Source organism: Aeromonas eucrenophila, assembly GCF_000819865.1.
Classification (GTDB): domain Bacteria; phylum Pseudomonadota; class Gammaproteobacteria; order Enterobacterales; family Aeromonadaceae; genus Aeromonas; species Aeromonas eucrenophila.
The window spans coordinates 1-19,359 of sequence record NZ_CDDF01000006.1 but is presented as its reverse complement, the minus strand read 5'-3'; the positions used below and the strand labels follow the sequence as shown (position 1 = coordinate 19,359).

Genomic DNA, 19,359 nt, shown 5'->3' with positions numbered 1-19,359 from the left:
AAAACAGAGAGGTACACTCTCATCACGCATTCAGCATCGGCCTTCAGGCGTGCAGGGCATAGCTCAGCATGGTCTGCAGCTTGCTGTCGAACAGCCAGGGCAGGGTCAGCATCAGCAGGCCGAGCACGCCGGCCAGCCGGTGGCGATACTGCCAGCCGGCGATCAGTACCAGACCGCCGCACAGGGTGGTCAGGATGCCTGACATAGGGTCGCCTCCCGCTGGGTGCGACGCTGCTGTGCCCACTGGTTGAGGGCGACCGAGCCCAGGATCAGCGCCAGTGCCGCGCCTGTGGTGGACTGGATCTGCTCACCGAGGAACAGGGCACCGAGCATGACGCCAAACAGCGGCACCAGGTAGTTGCTGAAGGAGGCAAAGGTCGGGCCCGCCTGCTGGATCAGCGCCATGTAGAGGAAGTAGACCAGGCCGGTACAGAACACGCCCAGCACGGCGACCGCTCCCATGGCCTGATGGCTCGGCATGGTGAGCGCGCTCAGATCGGTGACGAAGGGCGCGGCCAGCAGCAACTGCACGGCCGACGAGATCAGGATGTTGCGTGCGACGACCACGGGGTGGTCTTTGGCGAAGCGCTTGATCATCAGCAGGCCGATGGCGAAGCAGCTGGCCCCGAACAGGATGGCGACGGCGCCGAGCAGGCCGGCGTTCATGCCATTGGCCAGTTTCGGCCAGAACAGTACCAGCACGCCGACGAAGCCGATGACCACGGAGACAAGGCCGCCCTTGGTGATTTTTTCACCGGAAACCAACAAGGGTGCCATCAAGATGGTGACAAAGGGGATACAACCCATCACCACGGCGGCGATGGCGCTATCCACGTACTGCTGACCCCAGGCCACCATGATGAAGGGGATGGTGGCATCGAGCAGGGCGATCAGCATATAGGTGCGCCAAGGCGTGTGTTCGCTCTTGAGGCGCATGAACAGGCAGAGCAGACCCAGGGTCAGGCTGCCGCACAGGGCGCGCACGGATGCCACCATGATGGGGGGCATCTCGGTGACGGCCTGATGCATGAAGATGAACTGGGAACCCCACAACAGGCCGATCGCCAGCAACAACAGATAGCTACGCATTTTAATCTCCGATGTAATTTGCCCGCGCATTCTATGCAATCTGCTACTATGCCAAAAATGAATTGTCGTCATTCCACTATGGCCATTATCGATGGAACTCCCCCTTTCCCGACTCGATCTCAACCTGCTCACCGTGTTCGACATGCTGATGCAGGAGCGCAACGTCACCCGTGCCGCCGAGCGTCTGCACCTCTCACAGTCCACCGTCAGCCATGCCCTCGGGCGGCTGCGCAGTGCGCTGGATGACCCGCTGTTTGTCATGAGCCGGCGGGAGATGATGCCCACCGAGCGTGCCAAGGCGCTGGCGGGGCCGGTGCGCCAGGCGCTGGCCATGCTGGAGCAAGGGCTGCGCCAGGCGAAGGGGTTCGATCCCGCCAGCGCCCAGCGGGTGTTTCGCATCGCCACCCCGGGCTCGGTGGAGCACGGCCTGGTGCCGACGCTGGTGGAGCGCATGCACCAGCAGGCGGCCCAGTGTCGGCTGGAGGTGTGCGAGCTGGCGGACAGCGACTACGAGCGGGAGCTGGAGAAGGGGGAGCTGGATCTGGTGATCGGGTTCGCCGATGCCAACAACCTGTCGCCCCGGTTGTGGCGCGAGGAGTGGTTCAGCAACCCGCTGGTGTGCCTGTCACCCCTTGGCAGCGAGCTGCCGGATGCGCTGGGGCCAGCCGACCTGGTCAGTCGGCCCCATATTTACACCTCCAGCTGGGGACACAGCCAGGCCATGGTGGATCTCTGGCTGGCCCGCTTCGCGGTGGCGCGTGAGCTGGGAGTGCGGCTGCCGAGCTTTATGGCGGTGCCGCAGCTGATGGCGACCGGCCGCTATCTGGTGGTGGTGCCGGAGATGATCGGCCGCCACTTCTGCCGTTACTACCCGCTGCGGCTCCATCAGCTGGAGCCGGAGATCCCCATCGTCTATCTGATGGCGGGCCACCCCCTCACCGCCCACGACGAGGCGATTGGCTGGTTCAAGGGGCTGCTGCACCGGCTCGCCTTCGAGCGTTACGGCAAAGCCGCGCTGGGCACGGCGGCTCAGCGCAGCCCGGCGAAGTAATCCAGCCCCATGGCACTCTTGACCTCGGCCAGCACCTCGTCGGTGAGGGTGCGGGCCTGCTGCGTTCCCTGATGCAATAACGCCAGCAGTTGCCCCTTGTCGGCGATCGCCGCCTGCCGCCTTTCCCGCATGGGGGCGAGCAGGGCCTGCAGGCAGTCGTTCAGCACCTGCTTGCAGCGCATGTCGCCGAGGCCGCCACGCTGGTAGTGGGCCTTCATCTCGGCCACCAGCGCCTTGTCCGGGTGGAAGGCATCCAGATAGGCGAACACCGTATTGCCCTCTACCTGACCGGGATCGCTCACCTTGAGGTGATTCGGGTCCGTGTACATGGCGAACACCGCCTGCTTGATCTCATCCGCTGACATGCCGAGCTCTATGGTGTTGCCGAGGGACTTGGACATCTTGGCCTTGCCGTCGATGCCGGGCAGGCGGCCGGTGTCGCTCAGGATTGGCTGGCACTCGGTCAGCACCTCCTTGCCCACCAGGGCATTGAAGCGGCGCACTATCTCGTTGGTCTGCTCCAGCATGGGCAGCTGATCCTCGCCGACCGGCACATGGGTGGCACGAAACGCCGTGATGTCGGCGGCCTGGCTGACCGGGTAGACCAGGAAGCCCGCGGGCAGGCTGCGCTCGAACCCTTTTTGCTGGATCTCGGCCTTCACCGTGGGGTTGCGCTCCAGCCGGGCGACGCTGACCAGGTTCAGGTAGTAGCAGGTGAGCTCGGCGAGGGCGGGCAGGGCGCTCTGCAGGCAGAAGGTGGTTTTGGCGGGATCGAGACCGGCCGCCAGGTAGTCGGCCATCACCTCCAGCACGTTGTCGGTGACCTTGGCCGGGTTGTGGCCGTTGTCGGTCAGCGCCTGCAGATCGGCGATCATCACGAACTGGCGGTAATGGGACTGGGCCTCCACTCGCTGGCGCAATGAGCCGACGTAGTGGCCTATGTGCAGTCTGCCGGTGGGTCTGTCGCCAGTCAGTATGATGGGGTTATGCATGTCATTCTCTCCGGTTGGGGGTGAGCCGGGAGGCGACAAAGGGATAAAAACAATGACCGCCTCTCGGCGATCACGGTGTTTTCTGTTGGAAATCTCACATAGAAAAGCGGTGCCGCCTGTTTAGGAGCAGCACCACCAGTTGTTGTGATTGAAAGCGGTCATGTTCATGGATAAACAAGCTACGCCCGTTTGATCACTTCTGCAAGGGGACGACCAGCAGATCGCAGGGCACGGTATTCATCAGCTGACGGGCGCTGGAGGTGAGCAGGCTCCAGAAACTCTGGCGATGGCCGCACACCAGCAGGTCGATCTGGTAATCCTTGACCGCCTGGTTGACCCGCTCGCTCAGATCGCCGCAGATCACCAGCTTCTTCTCGATGGGGTAGTCCACCGAGGCCAGGAAGGCCTCCAGCTTCTCTTTCGCTTCGGCGATCACCTGATCCTGCACGTTGTCGATGTCGATATCGATCATCTCGGTGTAGAGATCCTTGAGGTCCACGTCGACGTGGATCACGGACAACTTGGCGCCGTTGGAGCGGGCCCGGTCGACCGCCTTCTCGATCACCTTGCGGTTGTCTTCCGACAGGTCGATCGCGGCCAGTACGTGTTTGTAATAGGTTCCATTCATGGGAGTTCTCCTCACTGATCCTGGGTTCACTATACCAATGTCTGATGAAACTAAAACGGTGCTGTCACCACGGCCTCAGGATTGGAATGGGTTATCTGTACGGCTATGTTGCCGCCTTCGATGAAAAATTGTGCGTAAATTGAGCAGGAATTTGAAGCCGATCACAGCCGGCGTATTGCCCCGCAACGGCGAGGGGAATAGGATGTGCCCGTGCTTCGCAATGAACACAAAACAACAAAAAGCATCTGAATACCGCTTTGGGGAGCCTTGTGCTCCCTCTTGTTTTTCTGCGCCCTTCCGTGCCCAATCCCCCCTGACATCAAGGTAATCCGTTGCGTCATGGCTATGCTGTAGCCAGTTCAAGCGGAGATTTCTCATGATTATTCATCCTCAGATCCAGGGCTGCGTCGCCCGCAATTGTCATCCCATCGGCTGCCGGGCCGCCGTGGCGCAGCAGATCGCCGGCGTCAGGGCGGCGGGCCACTTCAACGGGCCCAAGCGGGTGCTGGTGCTGGGGGCCTCGTCCGGTTTCGGGCTGGCCTCCCGCATCGCCCTGACCTTCGGCGCCGGGGCCGACACCGTCGGTGTCTCGTTCGAGCGAGGGCCATCCGACAAGGGGCTCGGCAGTGCGGGCTGGTACAACAACATCTGGTTCCGGCAGGCGGCGGAGCAGGAGGGGCGCATCGCCGTCAACCTGATCGGTGACGCCTTCTCGGACGCCATGCGCCAGCAGGCGGTGGAGACCATCCGCCAGCAGTTGGGGCAGGTGGATCTGGTGGTCTACTCCCTGGCGAGCGGCATCCGGGTGCTGGCGGACGGCACTCAGGTGCGTTCCGTGCTCAAGACCACGGGCCAGCCGTTCAGCGGCTGGGGACTGGATCTGGAACACGACACTCTGGTGCAACAATCCCTGGCACCCGCCACCCCGGAAGAGATCCGCGACACCGTCACCGTGATGGGGGGAGAGGACTGGCAACTCTGGCTGCAGGCGCTGCAGCAGGCCGATTGTCTGGCGCCGGGCGTGCAGACGGTGGCTTATTCCTACATAGGCCCGGAATCCACCTACCCGATCTACAGAGACGGCACCATTGGCTACGCCAAGGAGCACCTGCACGCCACCGCCGAGACCATCAACCTGCAGCTTGCACAACTCGGCGGCCATGCCTGGGTGTCGGTGTGCAAGGCGCTGGTGACCAAGGCGAGCGCCTACATCCCTGTGCTGCCGGTCTACCTCGGTCTGCTGATGGGGGTGATGAAGGCGCGCGGGGTGCACGAGGGCTGCATCGAGCAGATGCGGCGCCTGTTTGCCGACAAGATGTACGGGCCCCAGGGGGTGGTGGCCGACGGCAACCGGCTGATCAGGATGGACGACCACGAGCTGGACCCGGCCATTCAGGCGGCGGTCTCGGCGCTCTGGTCCAAGGTGACGCCGGACAACTTCCAGGCCCTCGGGGATTTTGCCGGGCTGAAGCGGGACTTCATGCAGCTCAATGGCTTCGAGCTGGAGGAGGTCGATTACGGGGCGCCGGTGAATGAGGCGTCACTGACCGAGCTGGTGCCCTGAGGGAGCGGCGGGCGCTGATCTAGCCCCGCTTCAGGCAACGCTGCTGGTCAGTTCGGACAGCAGGTTGGGGGCCGCCGCCAGTATGGTCTGGTTGCGGCCCTGGCGCTTGGCCTGATACATGGCCATGTCGGCCCTGTGGATCAGCTGATTCAGGCTGTCATCCTCGGGGGAGCGCTCCGCCACCCCGGTGCTGATGGTCATGTGAGGGGATCCCAGGCTCTCGATCCGGCTGCGCAACTGTTCGGCCAGGTGCCAGCAGGTGGTGCCGTCCTGGGGCATCGCCACCAGAAACTCCTCTCCCCCCCAGCGCCCGACCTGTTGCAGGTCGGGGGCCCAGCGCTTCAGCTCCTCGGCCAGCTTCTGGATGGCCAGGTCGCCGGTCTGATGGCCGTGCCTGTCGTTGATCTGCTTGAAGTGATCGATGTCGATGATGAGCAGGGTCAGCGGCTCGTCCAGTTGCCACTGCTGGGTTAACCGCTCCAGCAGGGCGCGCCGGTTCGGCAGCCCGGTCAGCTGATCGAAGGTGGCGAGCTTGTAGAGGTGGCGCGAGCTGCGGTGCAGCCTGCGGGTGGTGAGCCCGAGCAGGATCAGGGCGCCCGCCAGCAGTATGACCAGCATCAGCTGATAGTAACGGGCGCTCTGCTGATACAGCAGCTGCTGCCGTTTGCGATCGTTCTCCTGCTGCAGCGCCCTGTTGTTGGCCTCGCTGCGCGCCAGCTCCATCTCGGCCTGGAAGGCGTTGGCATGCTGGCTCAGGGTCTGATTGAAGTGCTGTTTGTAATGCTGCATGTACTCGGTCATGACGCGATACGCCTCGGGATAGCGCCCCAGATCCGCCAGTAAGCGAGCCTGCAGCGCCTGGCCGTCGATGGTGATGGCGTCGGGCCGGGTCGTCAGCAACTGTAAGGCCAGCTGCTTCTCCCCGCGGCCCTGCAACGTCCTTGCCCGGGTCTCTGTCAGGCGGGAGGCCGCCTGCGGATAGCCGAGCCGCTGATAGATGGCCTGGGCCTCGTCCAGGCTCTGCCAGGCCGCACGCCACTCCCCCTGTGCGTTGAGGGCCATGGCCTGATAGCCGAGCACGATGGCGCGATAGTCCGGCGCCAGATCGGGGTTGGTCAGCAGGGCATCGAGCAGCTTCCTCGCCTTGGCGGGGCGGGCCATGTCGATGTAGAGCCGCGCCATATTGGCCCTGATGATGGTCTGACTGTTGGGCTCACGCAGCCGCACCATCAGCCCCAGCGCATCCTGATAATAGGTTTCGGCCTCCCGGTGGAGGCTGAGATCGGCATAGAGGTTGCCAAGGGTCATCAGCACGCGGGCGCACTGCAGGTCGGAGAGCGCGCTCTTTGGCTCTTGCTGCTTGAGGTGGAAGGCGGTCTTGAGCTCGGCGATGGCCTCTTTGAACTGCTGGGTGCGGTAGAGGGCGAGCCCGTTCAGGGCGTGCCATTCGGACTGCTGGGCCGGGTGGCCGCCGAGGGCGGGTTGCAGCTGGGCCAGCAGGCTGAGGGCCAGTTGTGGCGCCTCTGTATCCAGAGTGAGTGCCACCTGCTGCAGCTGGAAGTCCAGCAGCCGCGCGTTTTCCTGGCGGGCGGTGGCCAGGGCGCGGGCACGGGCATTGTCGAGCAGGGCATCGGGATAGCGGCCCAGTGCCGCCTTGGCCAGGGATCTGGCGTGGAACAGCTCCATCTCCTGTTGCGGACTGGCATCGAGGCGCTGCAAATAGCCGACGGGATCACGCGCCGCCTGCAATTCAGCCTCTTCCGACAACGGGGGGGAGGCCTGCAACTGGGTCGTCCAGAGCAGCGCCAGTACCATCACCAATCTCATTGCATCTTCTTCCTGACCATTGGCGCCATCATAGAGGCTGAGTCCGGTTACACCATCCTTCTTTGCTTCTCTATGCCCGTATGGGGGTCAGGATGAGAGGAATATGCGTCACAACAATGGCCTATGACGGAAGTGGACAGTTGATTCGTGCTACAACAGTGGCGACAATCTGAATCAAATCACCATGGAGAATCATCATGTTGGCTAAAGCCATGATCGAGAAGTTGAACGAGCAGATTAATCTTGAATTCTATTCTTCCAATCTCTACCTGCAGATGAGCGCCTGGTGTGAGGACAAGGGCTTCGAAGGAGCGGCCAATTTCCTGCGCCAGCACGCCGTCGAGGAGCGCCAGCACATGGAGCGTCTGTTCACCTACGTGAGCGAGACCGGCGCCATGCCGATGCTGGGTGCCATCGAGGCGCCTCCCCACGAGTTCAACTCCCTGGGCGATATCTTCCGTACCACCCTGGAGCACGAGTACCACATCACCAAGTGCATCAACGGCTTGGCCCACGTGGCCTTCACCACCCAGGACTACTCCACCTTCAACTTCCTGCAGTGGTACGTGGCCGAGCAGCACGAAGAAGAGAAGCTGTTCAAGAGCATCGTCGATCGCCTGTCGCTGGTGGGCGAAGATGGCAAGGGCCTCTACTTCATCGACAAGGAGCTGGCCGAACTGGCCAAGGGCGCCCCGGCCAGCATCATGGATGGCGCTGCCTGATAGTCGTGGACACTTAGTGTTCAGTCAGTACAATGACGGCCCTCTCGAGGGCCGTTGTTGTTGGTACAGGACACCGAGGCCTCGGTTTGTGCCCTGATGACGGCGCTCTCGATGCTGTGATTTTTTGATAAACAAGGTTGTGATGATGCAAGTGGATGTGGTGGTGATCGGGGCCGGTGCGGCCGGTTTGATGTGTGCGGCCCAGGCCGGTTATCGGGGTCGCTCCGTGCTGCTGCTGGACAACGCCAAGAAGCCCGGCCGCAAGATCCTGATCAGCGGTGGCGGTCGTTGCAACTTCACCAACCATCAGGCGGGCCCCCACGCCTTCCTCTCGGGCAATCCCCACTTCTGCAAGTCGGCGCTGGCGCGTTACACCCAGCAGGATTTCATCGATCTGGTGGACAGGCACGGGGTCAACTACCACGAGAAGACCCTGGGCCAGCTGTTCTGCGACGAGAGCGCCAAGGAGATCGTCGAGGTGCTGCTCACCGAGTGTGAATGGGCCGGGGTGACCCAGCAGTACCAGACCGAGGTTCTGTCCGTCAGCAAGACGGACGACGGCTTCCTGCTCGACACCAGCAAGGGAGAGGTGCGCAGCCACTCCCTGGTGGTGGCCACCGGCGGCCTCTCCATGCCCAAGCTCGGTGCCACCCCCTACGGCTTCAAGCTGGCGGAGCAGTTCGGTCTCACCGTGCTGCCGACCCGCGCCGGGCTGGTGCCCTTCACCCTGCATCAGGAGCAGAAAGAGGCGTTCGCCGATCTGGCCGGGGTCAGCCTGCCGGTGGCGGTGACCGCCGAGGATGGCACCCGCTTCAAGGAGGCCATGCTGTTCACCCACCGCGGCCTATCCGGCCCGGCCATATTGCAGATCTCCTCTTTCTGGCTGCCAGGGCAGAAGATCCACATCAATTTGCTGCCAGAGTTGGATATTCCCGCTGCCCTCAGGGGCTGGGCCGAGGCTCATCCGGCCCAGGAGCTGAAAACCGTGCTGGGACGCGAGCTGCCCAAGCGCTTCGTCGACAAGCTGGTGGAGCTGGGTCAGCTCGTCAACAAGCCGATGCGCCAGTACAACGAGCGGGAGCTGGCGGCCATCGCCACCCTGCTGGGGGATTGGCAGATCCTGCCGAATGGCACCGAGGGTTATCGCACCGCCGAGGTGACCCTGGGAGGGGTGGATACCAACGAGCTCTCCTCCAAGACCATGGAGGCGCGCAAGGTGCCCGGTCTCTACTTCATCGGCGAGGTGGTGGATGTCACCGGCTGGCTCGGCGGCTACAACTTCCAGTGGGCCTGGTCTTCCGGCTGGGTCGCCGGCCAGTATTGCTGACGTTCCCCCGCGCTCATCCATACCAGACAATAGAGCCGCATCAGCGGCTCTATTGATTTGCTCCGACGCGGCCCCTCAGGCCGCGTTTTTTATGGGCGGTATCCCTCGCGGGGCGATCCGCTAGCCCTTTCGGATGGTCGGCAAGAAAGCGGTCAGCAAGCCGATGAGGGGCAGGTAGGCACAGACCTGGTACACGGTCTCTATGCTGGTGGCGTCGGCCAACTGGCCCAGCAGGGCGGCCCCTATGCCCCCCATGCCGAAGGCGAAGCCGAAGAACAGGCCGGAGATGGTGCCGACCTTGCCGGGGACCAGCTCCTGGGCATACACCAGGATGGCGGAGAAGGCCGATGCCAGGATCAGGCCGATGATGACCGAGAGTACCGAGGTCCAGAACAGGTCGACGTGGGGCAGCAGCAGGGTGAAGGGGGCGACGCCGAGGATGGAGATCCAGATCACCCGCTTGCGACCGATGCGGTCACCGACGGGCCCGCCGAGCACGGTGCCCGCCGCGACGGCGAACAGGAAGGCGAACAGATAGAGCTGGGCGCTGTCCAGTGACAGGCTGAACTTGTCCATCAGGTAGAAGGTGTAATAGCTGCTCAGGCTGGCCATGTAGAAGAACTTGGAGAACATCAACAGGCCGAGGATGGCCAGGGACCAGCCGATCTGACGGCGGCTCAGACCGTGGCCGAGGTGCGCCTTCATCCGCTTATGGAAGTTGGCTGCGTGATGGCTGGACCAGCGCCCGACCAGGCTGAGCACGACGACGCCGACCAGGGCGAACAGCGAGAACCAGGCCGCGCTGCCCTGGCCCTGCGGCACTATGATGAGCGCGGCGAGCAGCGGCCCTATGGCCGATCCCAGGTTGCCGCCGATCTGGAACAGGGACTGGGCCAGGCCGGGCTGGTTGCCGGCCGCCATGCGGGCAACCCTGGACGATTCCGGGTGGAACACCGACGAGCCCATGCCGATTAGCATGGCCGACAGCAGCACTGCGCCAAAGCTGCCGGCCTGTGACAGCGACAGCAGCCCGAGCATCGTGAATCCCATGCCGAACGGCAATGAATAGGGCATGGGCCTGCGGTCGGTATAGAGGCCGATCAGCGGTTGCAACAGCGATCCCGTGAACTGGTAGGTGAGGGTGATGAGGCCAATCTGGGCGAACGACAGGTTGAGACCGAGCTTGAGCAGCGGATAGATGGCCAGCAGCACCGACTGCATCATGTCGTTGAGCAGGTGCGAGAAACTGATCGCGGCGATCACCGGATAGGTGGTGGTATTGAGGGTGTCGGTCGCGGGGGGCGCGACGAGAGGGCTATCGGTGCTGAGGCTCTTTTCCATGAGTGGGTGTGTCTGTTGTCCTTGGGATCCCTCTACCATGCCTGATCCCGGCGCGTCTGGACATAGCAAAATGGGTGGGAGTCGGGGCGGCGAGAGGATGGGTGAACAGATGACCGCTCGGATCTTGTGCTTGGCTAGAGGCGGATTAGTATAGAAAGCCTGCCGTCGTTAGTCGGCTCATCACCCGCCATGGAGGGAGCATGTTCGAAAGCTTGGGAGTCATCAACGTCTGGACTTATTTGGTCGGCCTGTTTTTCATCATCATAGCGCCGGGCCCCAACTCGATTTATGTGCTGCGCACCGGGGCGACCCATGGCATAGGCCCGGGTTACAAGGCGGCCCTCGGGGTCTTCGTCGGCGACGCCATCCTGATCTTCTGCGCCTATCTGGGCATCGCCTCCCTCATTCGCACCACCCCCTTGCTGTTTACCCTGGTGCGATACCTCGGCGCCCTCTATCTGCTCTACCTGGGGGTGAAGATCCTCCACGCGAACTTCGTTGCCAGGAGAGAAGGGGAGGCATCCGTGGTCGAGTCCGGCGAGCGTTACTTCTCCAAGGCGCTGACCCTGAGCCTCACCAACCCCAAGGCGATCCTGTTCTACGTCTCCTTCTTCGTGCAGTTCGTCGACTTCAACTATGCCCACACCTGGGTCTCCTACCTGGTGCTGGCGAGCATGCTGGAGGCCATGAGCTTCGTCTATCTGACCCTGCTGATCTTCGGCGGCACCCTGATGGCGCGCTTCTTTGCGCGCAAGCGGCGCCTGGCCCGGCTCGGCAACGGCCTGATTGGCCTCTTCTTCATGGGCTTTGCGGCCCGGCTTGCCACCCTCTCGTCCTGACACCCTCCAACCGGCTGGCCTTCTCCTGGCCAGCCGGCAATGCCGTTGCTCCCTTGGCGGGTCGTCTGAGGTAAACTGTGGCCCGCTCAGGGGCTGCCCTCTTGCTGTGTTCTTCTTTCCCCTCGATCGGGGCCGGCAGCCCATGACCCCATACACCCTATTAGTGCGCCCGTCGTGGCCCTAGGCCGGAGGGCCCCATGCTCGAAAATCAGATGATGTTGTTGGCGGTGTTTGAACGGGCGGCGCTGATGCTGATGACGCTGTTCCTGCTGACCCGCACCAGACCCTTCCAGCGCCTGTTCCAGAAACGGGATCACACCCCGGCCGAGCTGACGCTGGTCGCCAGCATCTTCGGGCTGTTCGCGGTGTTCAGCACCTACACCGGCATCGCGGTGGAGGGGGCGCTCATCAACGTGCGGATCATCGCCATCATCTCCGGCGGCATCCTGTTCGGGCCCTGGGTCGGCATCCCGGCCGGGGTCATCTCCGGGCTGCACCGCTACCTCATCGACATGGATGGCCACACCTCCATTCCCTGCCTCATCGCCAGCATCATCGCCGGCCTGCTGGCGACTTGGATCCACCTCAACTGCCGCAAGTCGCGGCTCTGGCTGTACGGGATACTCGCGGGCATGGCCTGTGAGGGGTTGACCATGCTGCTTATCTGGATCCTGACAGAACCTCATTCTGTCGGGGTTGAGATTGTTAGTCATATCGCCTATCCCATGATCGCCGGGGCGCTCTGTATCGGCCTCATCATCAAGCTGGTGCAGGATCTGGACGACGAGAAGGAGATGATTGCCGCCAAGCAGGCCAAGCTGGCGCTGGATATCGCGAACCAGACGCTGCCCTTCTTCCAGAACATCGACCGTCACTCCCTCGGCCAGGTGTGCGGGGTGATCCGGCGCGAGATCGACGCCGATGCGGTGGCCATCACCGACACCCGCGACGTGCTGGCCTATGTGGGGGTGGGCAAGGATTACTACGAGCTGGACGAGCACCACGCCATCAGCGACATGACCCAGCGGGCCGTGCTGCTGGACCAGATCATCATCAACAACGATCTGCGCCAGTACCATTTGTCGGATTTCCACTCGGTGATCATCATTCCCCTGCGGGAGAACGGCGCCGTCAGCGGCACCCTCAAGATCTATTACCGCCGCACCCACAGCATCACCAGTTCGTTGCGGGAGATGGCGGTGGGTCTCTCTCAGCTCATCTCCACCCAGATGGAGGTGTCGCGCATCGAGCAGTTGAAGGAAATGACCCGCAAGGCGGAGTTCACCGCCCTGCAGAGCAAGATCAACCCGCACTTTTTGTTTAACGCCCTGAACGCCATCTCGTCCCTGATCCGCATCCGTCCCCAGCAGGCGCGCCAGCTCATTGCCAACCTGGCGGATTACCTGCGCTACAACCTCAACAAGGGGGATGAGCTGATCGACATCCAGGAGGAGCTGCAGCAGGTGCGCGACTACGTGGCCATCGAGCAGGCCCGCTTCGGCGACAAGCTGGAGGTGGTGTTCGAGGTGGACGACGTGCACATCCAGGTGCCGAGCCTGCTGCTGCAACCCCTGGTGGAGAACGCCATACTGCACGGCATCCAGCCCCGCAGCGCGCCGGGCCGAGTCACCATAGAGGTGAAGCAGCTGGCGGGTGGCATCCGGGTGGCGGTGCGCGACACCGGTTACGGTATCAGCCAGGCGGTGATCGACGGGGTGGCCGCCGGCCGGGTGGAGAGCCGCAGCATCGGCCTGATGAACGTTCATCAGCGGGTCAAACTGCTGTACGGGGACGGGTTGCAGCTCAGGCGGCTCGAACCCGGCACCGAAGTCTGTTTCTATCTGCCGGATCCGGAGGCCATGCCGTGCTGAGCGCTATCAATATTGAGAAGGAAGATATGACTCGAGAGATGCAGCCATGTTGAAAGCCATCATTGTTGAAGACGAATATCTGGCCCGTGAGGAACTCATCTATCTGGTGAACCAGCACAGCAGCATCGAGATAGTGGCGAGCTTCGAGGATGGGCTGGAGGCGTTCAAGTACCTGCAGGATCACGAGGTGGACGTGGTGTTTCTGGATATCCAGATCCCTTCCATCGACGGCCTGCTGCTGGCCAAGAACCTGCACAAGTCGAGCCACCCGCCCCACATCGTCTTCGTCACCGCCTACAAGGAGTTTGCAGTGGAGGCGTTCGAGCTGGAGGCGTTCGACTACATCCTCAAGCCCTACAACGAGCCGCGCCTCATCAGCCTGCTGCAAAAACTCGAACACGCGGGCAAGTCGCAGGCGGGGCAGGGGGCCGAGATGAGCGCGCCGCAGAATCGCACCGTCAACCTGGTGAAGGGGGAGCGCATCATAGTCACCCCCTGCGAGCAGATCTATTACGCCGAGGCGGACGAGAAGCTGACCCATGTCTATACCCGCACCGATCGCTACGTGATGCCCATGACCATCAGCGAGTTCGTCAGCCGGCTGCCGGCGGAGGGGTTCTTCCGCTGCCATCGGTCCTACTGCGTCAACATCAACAAGATCCGCGAAATCGTGCCCTGGTTCAACAGTACCTACCTCATCCGGCTCCATGATCTGCCGTTCGAGGTGCCGGTCAGTCGCAGCAACATCAAGGCGTTCCGTCAGCTGATGCGGCTCTGATTGTCATTCATTCCCGCCGATCTGCATTTCATGCCTTAATCGGTCGGTACGAGCTGCGTCTTGCCTATAGTGGGCTCAATTTCCTTAAGGCCATCGCCCGAGACGCATCATGACCAAAGAGATGAACCGCACCCGGTACCTGACCCTGATCGGTACCATCATCACCCAGTTCGCACTGGGCTCCGTTTACACCTGGAGTCTGTTCAACGCCCAGCTCTCCGACAAGCTGGACGAGCCGGTCAGCCAGGTGGCCTTCGCCTTCGGTCTGCTCAGCCTGTCCTTGGCGGTTGCCTCCTCCATGGCGGGCAAGCTGCAGGAGCGGTTCGGGGTGCGCAACGTCACCCTGGGCGCCGGCGTGTTGCTCGGCATCGGCTTCTTCCTCACCGCCCATGCCAGCAACCTGGCCATGCTCTACCTCTGCGCCGGCATCCTGGTGGGCTTCGCCGACGGTACCGGTTACCTGATGACCCTCTCCAACTGCGTGAAGTGGTTCCCGGAGCGCAAGGGGCTGATCTCCGCCTGCTCCATCGGCGCCTATGGTCTCGGTAGTCTCGGCTTCAAGTACATCAACCTGCTGCTGCTGTCGAACAACGGCCTGGAAGCGACCTTCCAGCTGTGGGGGCTGATCGCCATGTCCATGGTGCTGGTGGGCGGCATGCTGATGAAGGATGCACCCAAGCAGGCAGCCTCTCTGCAGCAGACCGAGAGCCGCGACTTCACCCTGGCCGAGGCGATGCGCAAGCCGCAATACTGGATGCTGGCGCTGATGTTCCTCACCGCCTGCATGAGCGGCCTCTATGTCATCGGCGTGGCCAAGGACATCGGCGAGAACATGGTCGGCCTGTCGACCGCGGTGGCGGCCAATGCGGTGGCGGTGATCGCCATGGCCAACCTGGGTGGCCGGCTGGTGCTGGGCATACTGTCTGACAAGATGTCCCGCATCCGGGTCATCACCATAGCCCAGGTCATCACCCTGTGCGGCATGGGGCTGCTGCTGTTCGTGCCCCTCAATGCCAACCTGTTCTTCGTGGCGGTGGCCTGCGTGGCCTTCAGCTTCGGTGGCACCATCACCGTCTACCCCTCCCTGGTGAGCGATTTCTTCGGCCTGAACAACCTGACCAAGAACTACGGCGTCATCTACCTGGGCTTCGGGCTGGGCAGCATCATCGGCTCCATAGTCGCGTCCCTGTTCGGCGGCTTTATGGCGACCTTCAACCTCATCCTGGTACTGATGGTGGTGGCCCTGGTGCTCTCCCTCACCATCCGCCTGCCGGCCCCCAAGGCGCAGTACGCAGACTGATAGCCGAACTTATTGATAAATCTGACAAACCGGAGCCTGCGAGCTCCGGTTTTTGTTTTGATGAGCAAAAGACGTATGGATGGCTAAATAGCTATACTCTTCTGCCACCCTTTCCTATAATCCTCCCGCTTTGGCGCATCATGCTTAATAGGGAATCCGGTGAAAATCCGGAGCTGGCGCGCAGCGGTAAGGGGGAACGAAGCGACATCAGGGCACTGCCGTCAGGTGGGAAGCCGTCGCCGTAGGCCATCAGCCCCCCAGCCCGAAGACCTGCCAAAGTTCGTATTTCTGGCCGAGAGAAACCGGCCATGAAAGATGCTTACGCGAACTTAAGGATCTGTAATGTCCAAGAAATTATTGGCGGCTGCCCTGTTGCCTGCGGCGGCCTTCGCCCAATCTTCCCTTCCTGCCAATGACACCATGGTGGTGACCGCCAACCGGGTGGATCAATCCGTCGGCTCTGTGCTGGCTCCCGTGATAGTGATAGATCGCGCCGAGATCGAGGCCCGCCAGGTGTCGAGCCTGCCGGATCTGTTGAAGACCCTGCCGGGGGTGCAGATCACCACGCTAGGTGGGCGAGGGCACATGAGCAGCCTGTTCATCCGTGGCACCAACTCCAACCACTCCCTGGTGCTGATGAACGGCCGTCCCATCGCCGCCATGGTGGCTGGTACGCCGGATCTCAGCCAGATCCCCCTCGGCAACATAGAGCGCATCGAATATATCCGGGGCCCCCGTGCCGCCGTGTATGGCTCGGATGCCATAGGTGGCGTCATCAACCTCATCAGCAAGACCTCGGCCAAGGGTGGCAGCGAAACCCACCTGAAGGGCGGGGTTGGCAGCCACGGTTACGGAGAGGGGCAGGTGCGTACCGTGCAGGCGCTCGGCGAGCAGACCGACATGAACATGCTGATCGGCTATGAGCGCACCGACGGCTTTGACGTGGTGGCGGGTGCCCAGCAGCCGGATCGGGACGGCTTCGACAGCCTGAACGGTCAGTTCGGACTGAATCATGCCTTCAACGATGCCTGGAGCGCCGACTTCAACGCCCAGGGTTATAACAACCAGACCGAGATGGATGACCCCTATCAGGCGGCGGATCAGAGCCGGGTACAGGCCTTCCAGTACGATGGCGGCCTCAAGTACCAGAGCGGTGCCCTGACCAGCCGGCTGGAGGCCAGCTACGGCGAGAACAAGCTGAAGAACTGGCTGGAGAGCAAGGGAGAGTCCAGCGCCGAGCCCATTCATACCGGGCTGACCCGCTTCTCCTGGATCAACAGCTGGACGGGTGTGGAAGGACTGATGCTGACCGGTGGTGCCGACTGGCAGCAAGAGCAGCTGAAATCCGATTCGAGCAGCTATGGCCAGTCGTTTGATGCGCCGGACCGCGACAATACCGGTCTGTTCGCGGTGGGCAGCTATCGCTGGCAGGCCCTGCAGTTTGAGCTGTCCGGTCGTACCGATGACAACAAGCAGTATGGTCGCCACAATACCTGGGCCGCCGCTACGGGGCTGGACATCGACGACAACCACAATGTGCGCCTGAGCTACGGCACCGGCTTCAAGGCACCGACCTTCCTCGATCTCTATTATCCCGGTTACGAGAACCCGGATCTGAAACCGGAAGAGAGCAAAAACCTGGAGCTGGACTTCTCCGGCCGTTACACCGCCTGGGACTGGTCGCTGAACCTGTATCGCAACCAGATCCAGAACCTGATCTCCTGCCAGAGCGCCTTCTCCAGCTGCAAGCCGGACAACACCGATGCGGAGATCCGGGGGGTGGAAGTGGCACTCGGTCTGGAAACCGGCCCGTTGCGTCATGACTTGAGCTTCGATTACACCAAGACCGAGGACAAGAACGACGGGGATCAGCAGTTGCTGCGCCGCGCCAAGCAGAAGGCCAGCTGGCTGACTCAGGTACAGCTGGGCCCGGTGGATCTGTCGACCGAGCTGCTCTACGTGGGCAAGCGGGATGACAAGGACTTCAGCAGCTTCCCCGCAGAGCGGGTGGTGCTGAGCTCCTACACCCTGGTCAACCTGGGGGCCAGTTACGATGTACTGCCTCAGCTGACCCTGGGCGGCCGCATCGACAACCTGTTCGATCGCGACTATGTGCCGGCTTACGGTTACGCCTCACCGGGCACCGAGTTCAAGCTGACCGCCGATTACCGTCTCTGATCCCGACCTCTGCTTATATAGAGAGGAAAAAGCGAGGCCCCGCCATGTGCGGGGCCTTTTCTATGGGCCGTTGGCGGGAGTATGATCGCCGCTTCGCATCCAAGGGGGAGCTCAAGTGGCCAATATTCTAGTGTTCGACTCAGGCATGGGCGGTTTGACCGTGTATCGCGAGATCCGCCGCACCCTGCCGGCACACAACTATCTCTACTGCTTCGACAACGCCCACTTCCCCTACGGCGAGCTGAGCGAGCCGGATCTGATCGCCGCCTGCTGCCGACTGGTGACGCACATGGTGGCCGAGCATCGCATCGACCTGGTGGTGATCGCCTGCAACACCGCCAGCACCATAGCCCTGCCTTCCCTGCGGGAGGCGCTGACCGTTCCCGTGGTGGGCGTCGTGCCGGCCATCAAGCCCGCTGCCGCCCTGACTCGCAACGGTTGCATCGGCCTGCTGGCCACGCCGGGCACCGTCAGCCGCGCCTATACCCATGAGCTCATCGCCCAGTTCGCACCGGGCAAGCGGGTGCTGCTCAAGGGCGCGACCGAGTTGGTGATCGAGGCCGAGCAGAAGTTGGCGGGTCGACCGGTCAACATGGCGCTGCTGCGAGAGGTGCTGGCGGACTGGCTGGAAGGAGAGGATGCCCCGGATACGCTGGTGCTGGGCTGCACCCACTTCCCGTTGCTGGGTGACGAGATCCGGCAGCTGATGCCTGAGTGCCAGCTGGTGGACTCGGGCAGTGCGGTGGCAAGAAGGGTGGATCACTTGTTGGCAAGCCGTCCCACCCAGCTCGCTGAGGGTGGTCAGGGCAGAGCATATTGCACCCGGCTCGACGCTGAGGCCCAAAAACTGACAGCCCCCTTGCAAGCATGGGGGCTGTCATCACTCGAAGAGGTGGTGTACTGAGGTATCAGGCGTCGACGTCGTCGCCTTCCCGCTCATCCCTGTCCCGCTTGTCGTTCGCTTCACGTACCTTGAGGGTGCGCTGTTGATACTCCTTGTCATTGAGCGCAGCAATTGCCTTGGCCGCATCGGCGGCTGGCATTTCCACAAACCCAAAGCCCCGGCGCTTGCCGGTGGCCTTGTCTTTCATCAGGCGGACGGAAATAACCTGGCCTTGTTCGGCAAACAGCTCACGCACGGCGATCTCGTTGGCGCGATAGGGCAGGTTGCCTACATATAAGGTACAAGTCTCTTGGTTTGCAGCCTGTGCGGCCACAGTGGCGGGAGCCCGGTTAAGGAACAGCGGTACGACGAAACCGCCAATGGCCAGACCCACGGCAAAAATGACTTCGGCTTTCAGAGAAAACTGCAGGGCCTGGGCAACCAGATAACCGACCAACGCCAATACCAGCGCGAGAACGGCAGCCTGCATATAAACGGGAAACTTGGATAAATTCATCTTTAAAGACCTTTTGTAAATGAAAGCAAAAAAGGTGCAACACTCTATTCACCTCCATGGTAACCAGCTTTATGGCCGGGCGCTACCATGGACCATTATCCGCTTCAGTATGGCATTCCTTAAGCAAGGAAGAGCCAGCTAAATGCCAATAAAACAGCGCTGAAATCATCGGCTTGTGGATAACATTGTATATATACACTGGGTAAGCTGTTTCTAACTGGATAATTTGAGGTTTCCGTGACTTTCTTCAAAAAATCCCTTGTTATCGCGGGCTGGCTCCCTATAATGCGCCCCTACCAGCACGGCGGAACACGCCGGACTGATGAGCTAGCTTCCTGGTGAAGCGGGCGCCGAAAGAAAAGCGAAAACAAGCGCTTGACTTTCGAAGTGAGGAGCGTAATATGCGCCTCCTCAACGCGATAAGCGTGACGTTCTTTAACAATTTGAATCAA

17 protein-coding genes and 1 riboswitch are annotated in these 19,359 nt (G+C 62.0%); of the genes, 10 read left to right on the top strand and 7 right to left on the bottom strand.

The genetic code is table 11. The features are described 5' to 3' along the window. Positions 1-43: 43 nt before the first annotated feature. Both BN1124_RS21260 and BN1124_RS08600 read right to left on the bottom strand, forming a co-directional pair. The gene (locus BN1124_RS21260; RefSeq protein WP_156128213.1) at positions 44-205 is read right to left on the bottom strand and encodes a hypothetical protein; all 162 of its coding nucleotides are present in this window, start codon (positions 203-205) and stop codon (positions 44-46) included. Further along, entirely contained in the window at positions 190-1,089 is a 900-nt protein-coding gene (locus tag BN1124_RS08600) for a DMT family transporter (protein WP_042641036.1), read from the bottom strand. The genes BN1124_RS21260 and BN1124_RS08600 overlap by 16 nt, the downstream gene beginning before the upstream one ends. A 91-nt stretch (positions 1,090-1,180) precedes the next feature. Here BN1124_RS08600 and BN1124_RS08595 point away from each other — a divergent pair, with 91 nt between their 5' ends. Then, the gene (locus tag BN1124_RS08595; protein ID WP_042641033.1) at positions 1,181-2,140 is read left to right on the top strand and encodes a LysR family transcriptional regulator; all 960 of its coding nucleotides are present in this window, start codon (positions 1,181-1,183) and stop codon (positions 2,138-2,140) included. Here the strand turns inward: BN1124_RS08595 and trpS are convergent. Then, the gene (gene trpS, locus BN1124_RS08590) at positions 2,119-3,132 is read right to left on the bottom strand and encodes a tryptophan--tRNA ligase (protein WP_042641031.1); all 1,014 of its coding nucleotides are present in this window, start codon (positions 3,130-3,132) and stop codon (positions 2,119-2,121) included. The two genes, BN1124_RS08595 and trpS, sit on opposite strands and share 22 nt — an antisense overlap. 193 nt (positions 3,133-3,325) lie before the next feature. Continuing rightward, the gene (locus BN1124_RS08585; protein WP_033130880.1) at positions 3,326-3,760 is read right to left on the bottom strand and encodes a universal stress protein; all 435 of its coding nucleotides are present in this window, start codon (positions 3,758-3,760) and stop codon (positions 3,326-3,328) included. Between the two features lie 376 nt (positions 3,761-4,136). Between BN1124_RS08585 and fabV the strand changes: the two genes are divergently transcribed. Continuing rightward, positions 4,137-5,324, top strand: coding sequence for an enoyl-ACP reductase FabV (gene fabV / locus BN1124_RS08580; protein ID WP_042641029.1), 1,188 nt, complete (start codon positions 4,137-4,139; stop codon positions 5,322-5,324). Between the two features lie 30 nt (positions 5,325-5,354). Here the strand turns inward: fabV and BN1124_RS08575 are convergent, their stop codons facing one another. Further along, a complete protein-coding gene (locus BN1124_RS08575; protein WP_042641027.1) occupies positions 5,355-7,139 on the bottom strand; it encodes a GGDEF domain-containing protein in 1,785 nt (594 codons plus the stop codon). 209 nt (positions 7,140-7,348) lie between these two features. On the opposite strand from BN1124_RS08575, the gene ftnA reads away from it, so the two are divergent. Together ftnA and BN1124_RS08565 are read left to right on the top strand one after the other, a co-directional pair. Next, positions 7,349-7,873, top strand: a complete 525-nt coding sequence (ftnA, locus tag BN1124_RS08570) for a non-heme ferritin (protein ID WP_042641025.1) — start codon at positions 7,349-7,351, stop codon at positions 7,871-7,873. Positions 7,874-8,015: 142 nt separating this feature from the next. Next, positions 8,016-9,200, top strand: coding sequence for a BaiN/RdsA family NAD(P)/FAD-dependent oxidoreductase (locus BN1124_RS08565; RefSeq protein ID WP_042641023.1), 1,185 nt, complete (start codon positions 8,016-8,018; stop codon positions 9,198-9,200). A gap of 120 nt (positions 9,201-9,320) precedes the next feature. Here the strand turns inward: BN1124_RS08565 and BN1124_RS08560 are convergent, their stop codons facing one another. Then, the gene (locus BN1124_RS08560; protein ID WP_042641021.1) at positions 9,321-10,541 is read right to left on the bottom strand and encodes an MFS transporter; all 1,221 of its coding nucleotides are present in this window, start codon (positions 10,539-10,541) and stop codon (positions 9,321-9,323) included. A gap of 200 nt (positions 10,542-10,741) precedes the next feature. Between BN1124_RS08560 and leuE the strand changes: the two genes are divergently transcribed. From leuE to murI, 6 genes are all read left to right on the top strand, one after another. Continuing rightward, positions 10,742-11,380 carry a leucine efflux protein LeuE gene (leuE, locus tag BN1124_RS08555; RefSeq protein WP_042641019.1) on the top strand — a complete coding sequence of 213 codons (639 nt, stop codon included), beginning with the start codon at positions 10,742-10,744 and terminating at the stop codon, positions 11,378-11,380. Between the two features lie 197 nt (positions 11,381-11,577). After that, a complete protein-coding gene (locus BN1124_RS08550) occupies positions 11,578-13,251 on the top strand; it encodes a sensor histidine kinase (protein WP_033130887.1) in 1,674 nt (557 codons plus the stop codon). Positions 13,252-13,297: 46 nt separating this feature from the next. Beyond that, positions 13,298-14,029 carry a LytR/AlgR family response regulator transcription factor gene (locus BN1124_RS08545; protein WP_042641016.1) on the top strand — a complete coding sequence of 244 codons (732 nt, stop codon included), beginning with the start codon at positions 13,298-13,300 and terminating at the stop codon, positions 14,027-14,029. Positions 14,030-14,138: 109 nt separating this feature from the next. After that, the gene (locus BN1124_RS08540; RefSeq protein WP_042641014.1) at positions 14,139-15,329 is read left to right on the top strand and encodes an L-lactate MFS transporter; all 1,191 of its coding nucleotides are present in this window, start codon (positions 14,139-14,141) and stop codon (positions 15,327-15,329) included. 114 nt (positions 15,330-15,443) lie between these two features. Then, positions 15,444-15,621, top strand: a riboswitch (cobalamin riboswitch). 50 nt (positions 15,622-15,671) lie between these two features. Then, complete coding sequence (locus BN1124_RS08535; protein WP_042641012.1) at positions 15,672-17,507, top strand: TonB-dependent receptor domain-containing protein; 1,836 nt, start codon at positions 15,672-15,674, stop codon at positions 17,505-17,507. A gap of 115 nt (positions 17,508-17,622) precedes the next feature. Then, positions 17,623-18,411 carry a glutamate racemase gene (murI, locus tag BN1124_RS08530; RefSeq protein ID WP_042641011.1) on the top strand — a complete coding sequence of 263 codons (789 nt, stop codon included), beginning with the start codon at positions 17,623-17,625 and terminating at the stop codon, positions 18,409-18,411. Positions 18,412-18,415: 4 nt separating this feature from the next. Here murI and BN1124_RS08525 read toward each other — a convergent pair whose 3' ends face one another. Then, on the bottom strand, positions 18,416-18,907 hold the full coding sequence (locus BN1124_RS08525) for an RNA recognition motif domain-containing protein (RefSeq protein WP_042641009.1): 492 nt from the start codon (positions 18,905-18,907) through the stop codon (positions 18,416-18,418). Positions 18,908-19,359: the final 452 nt, after the last annotated feature.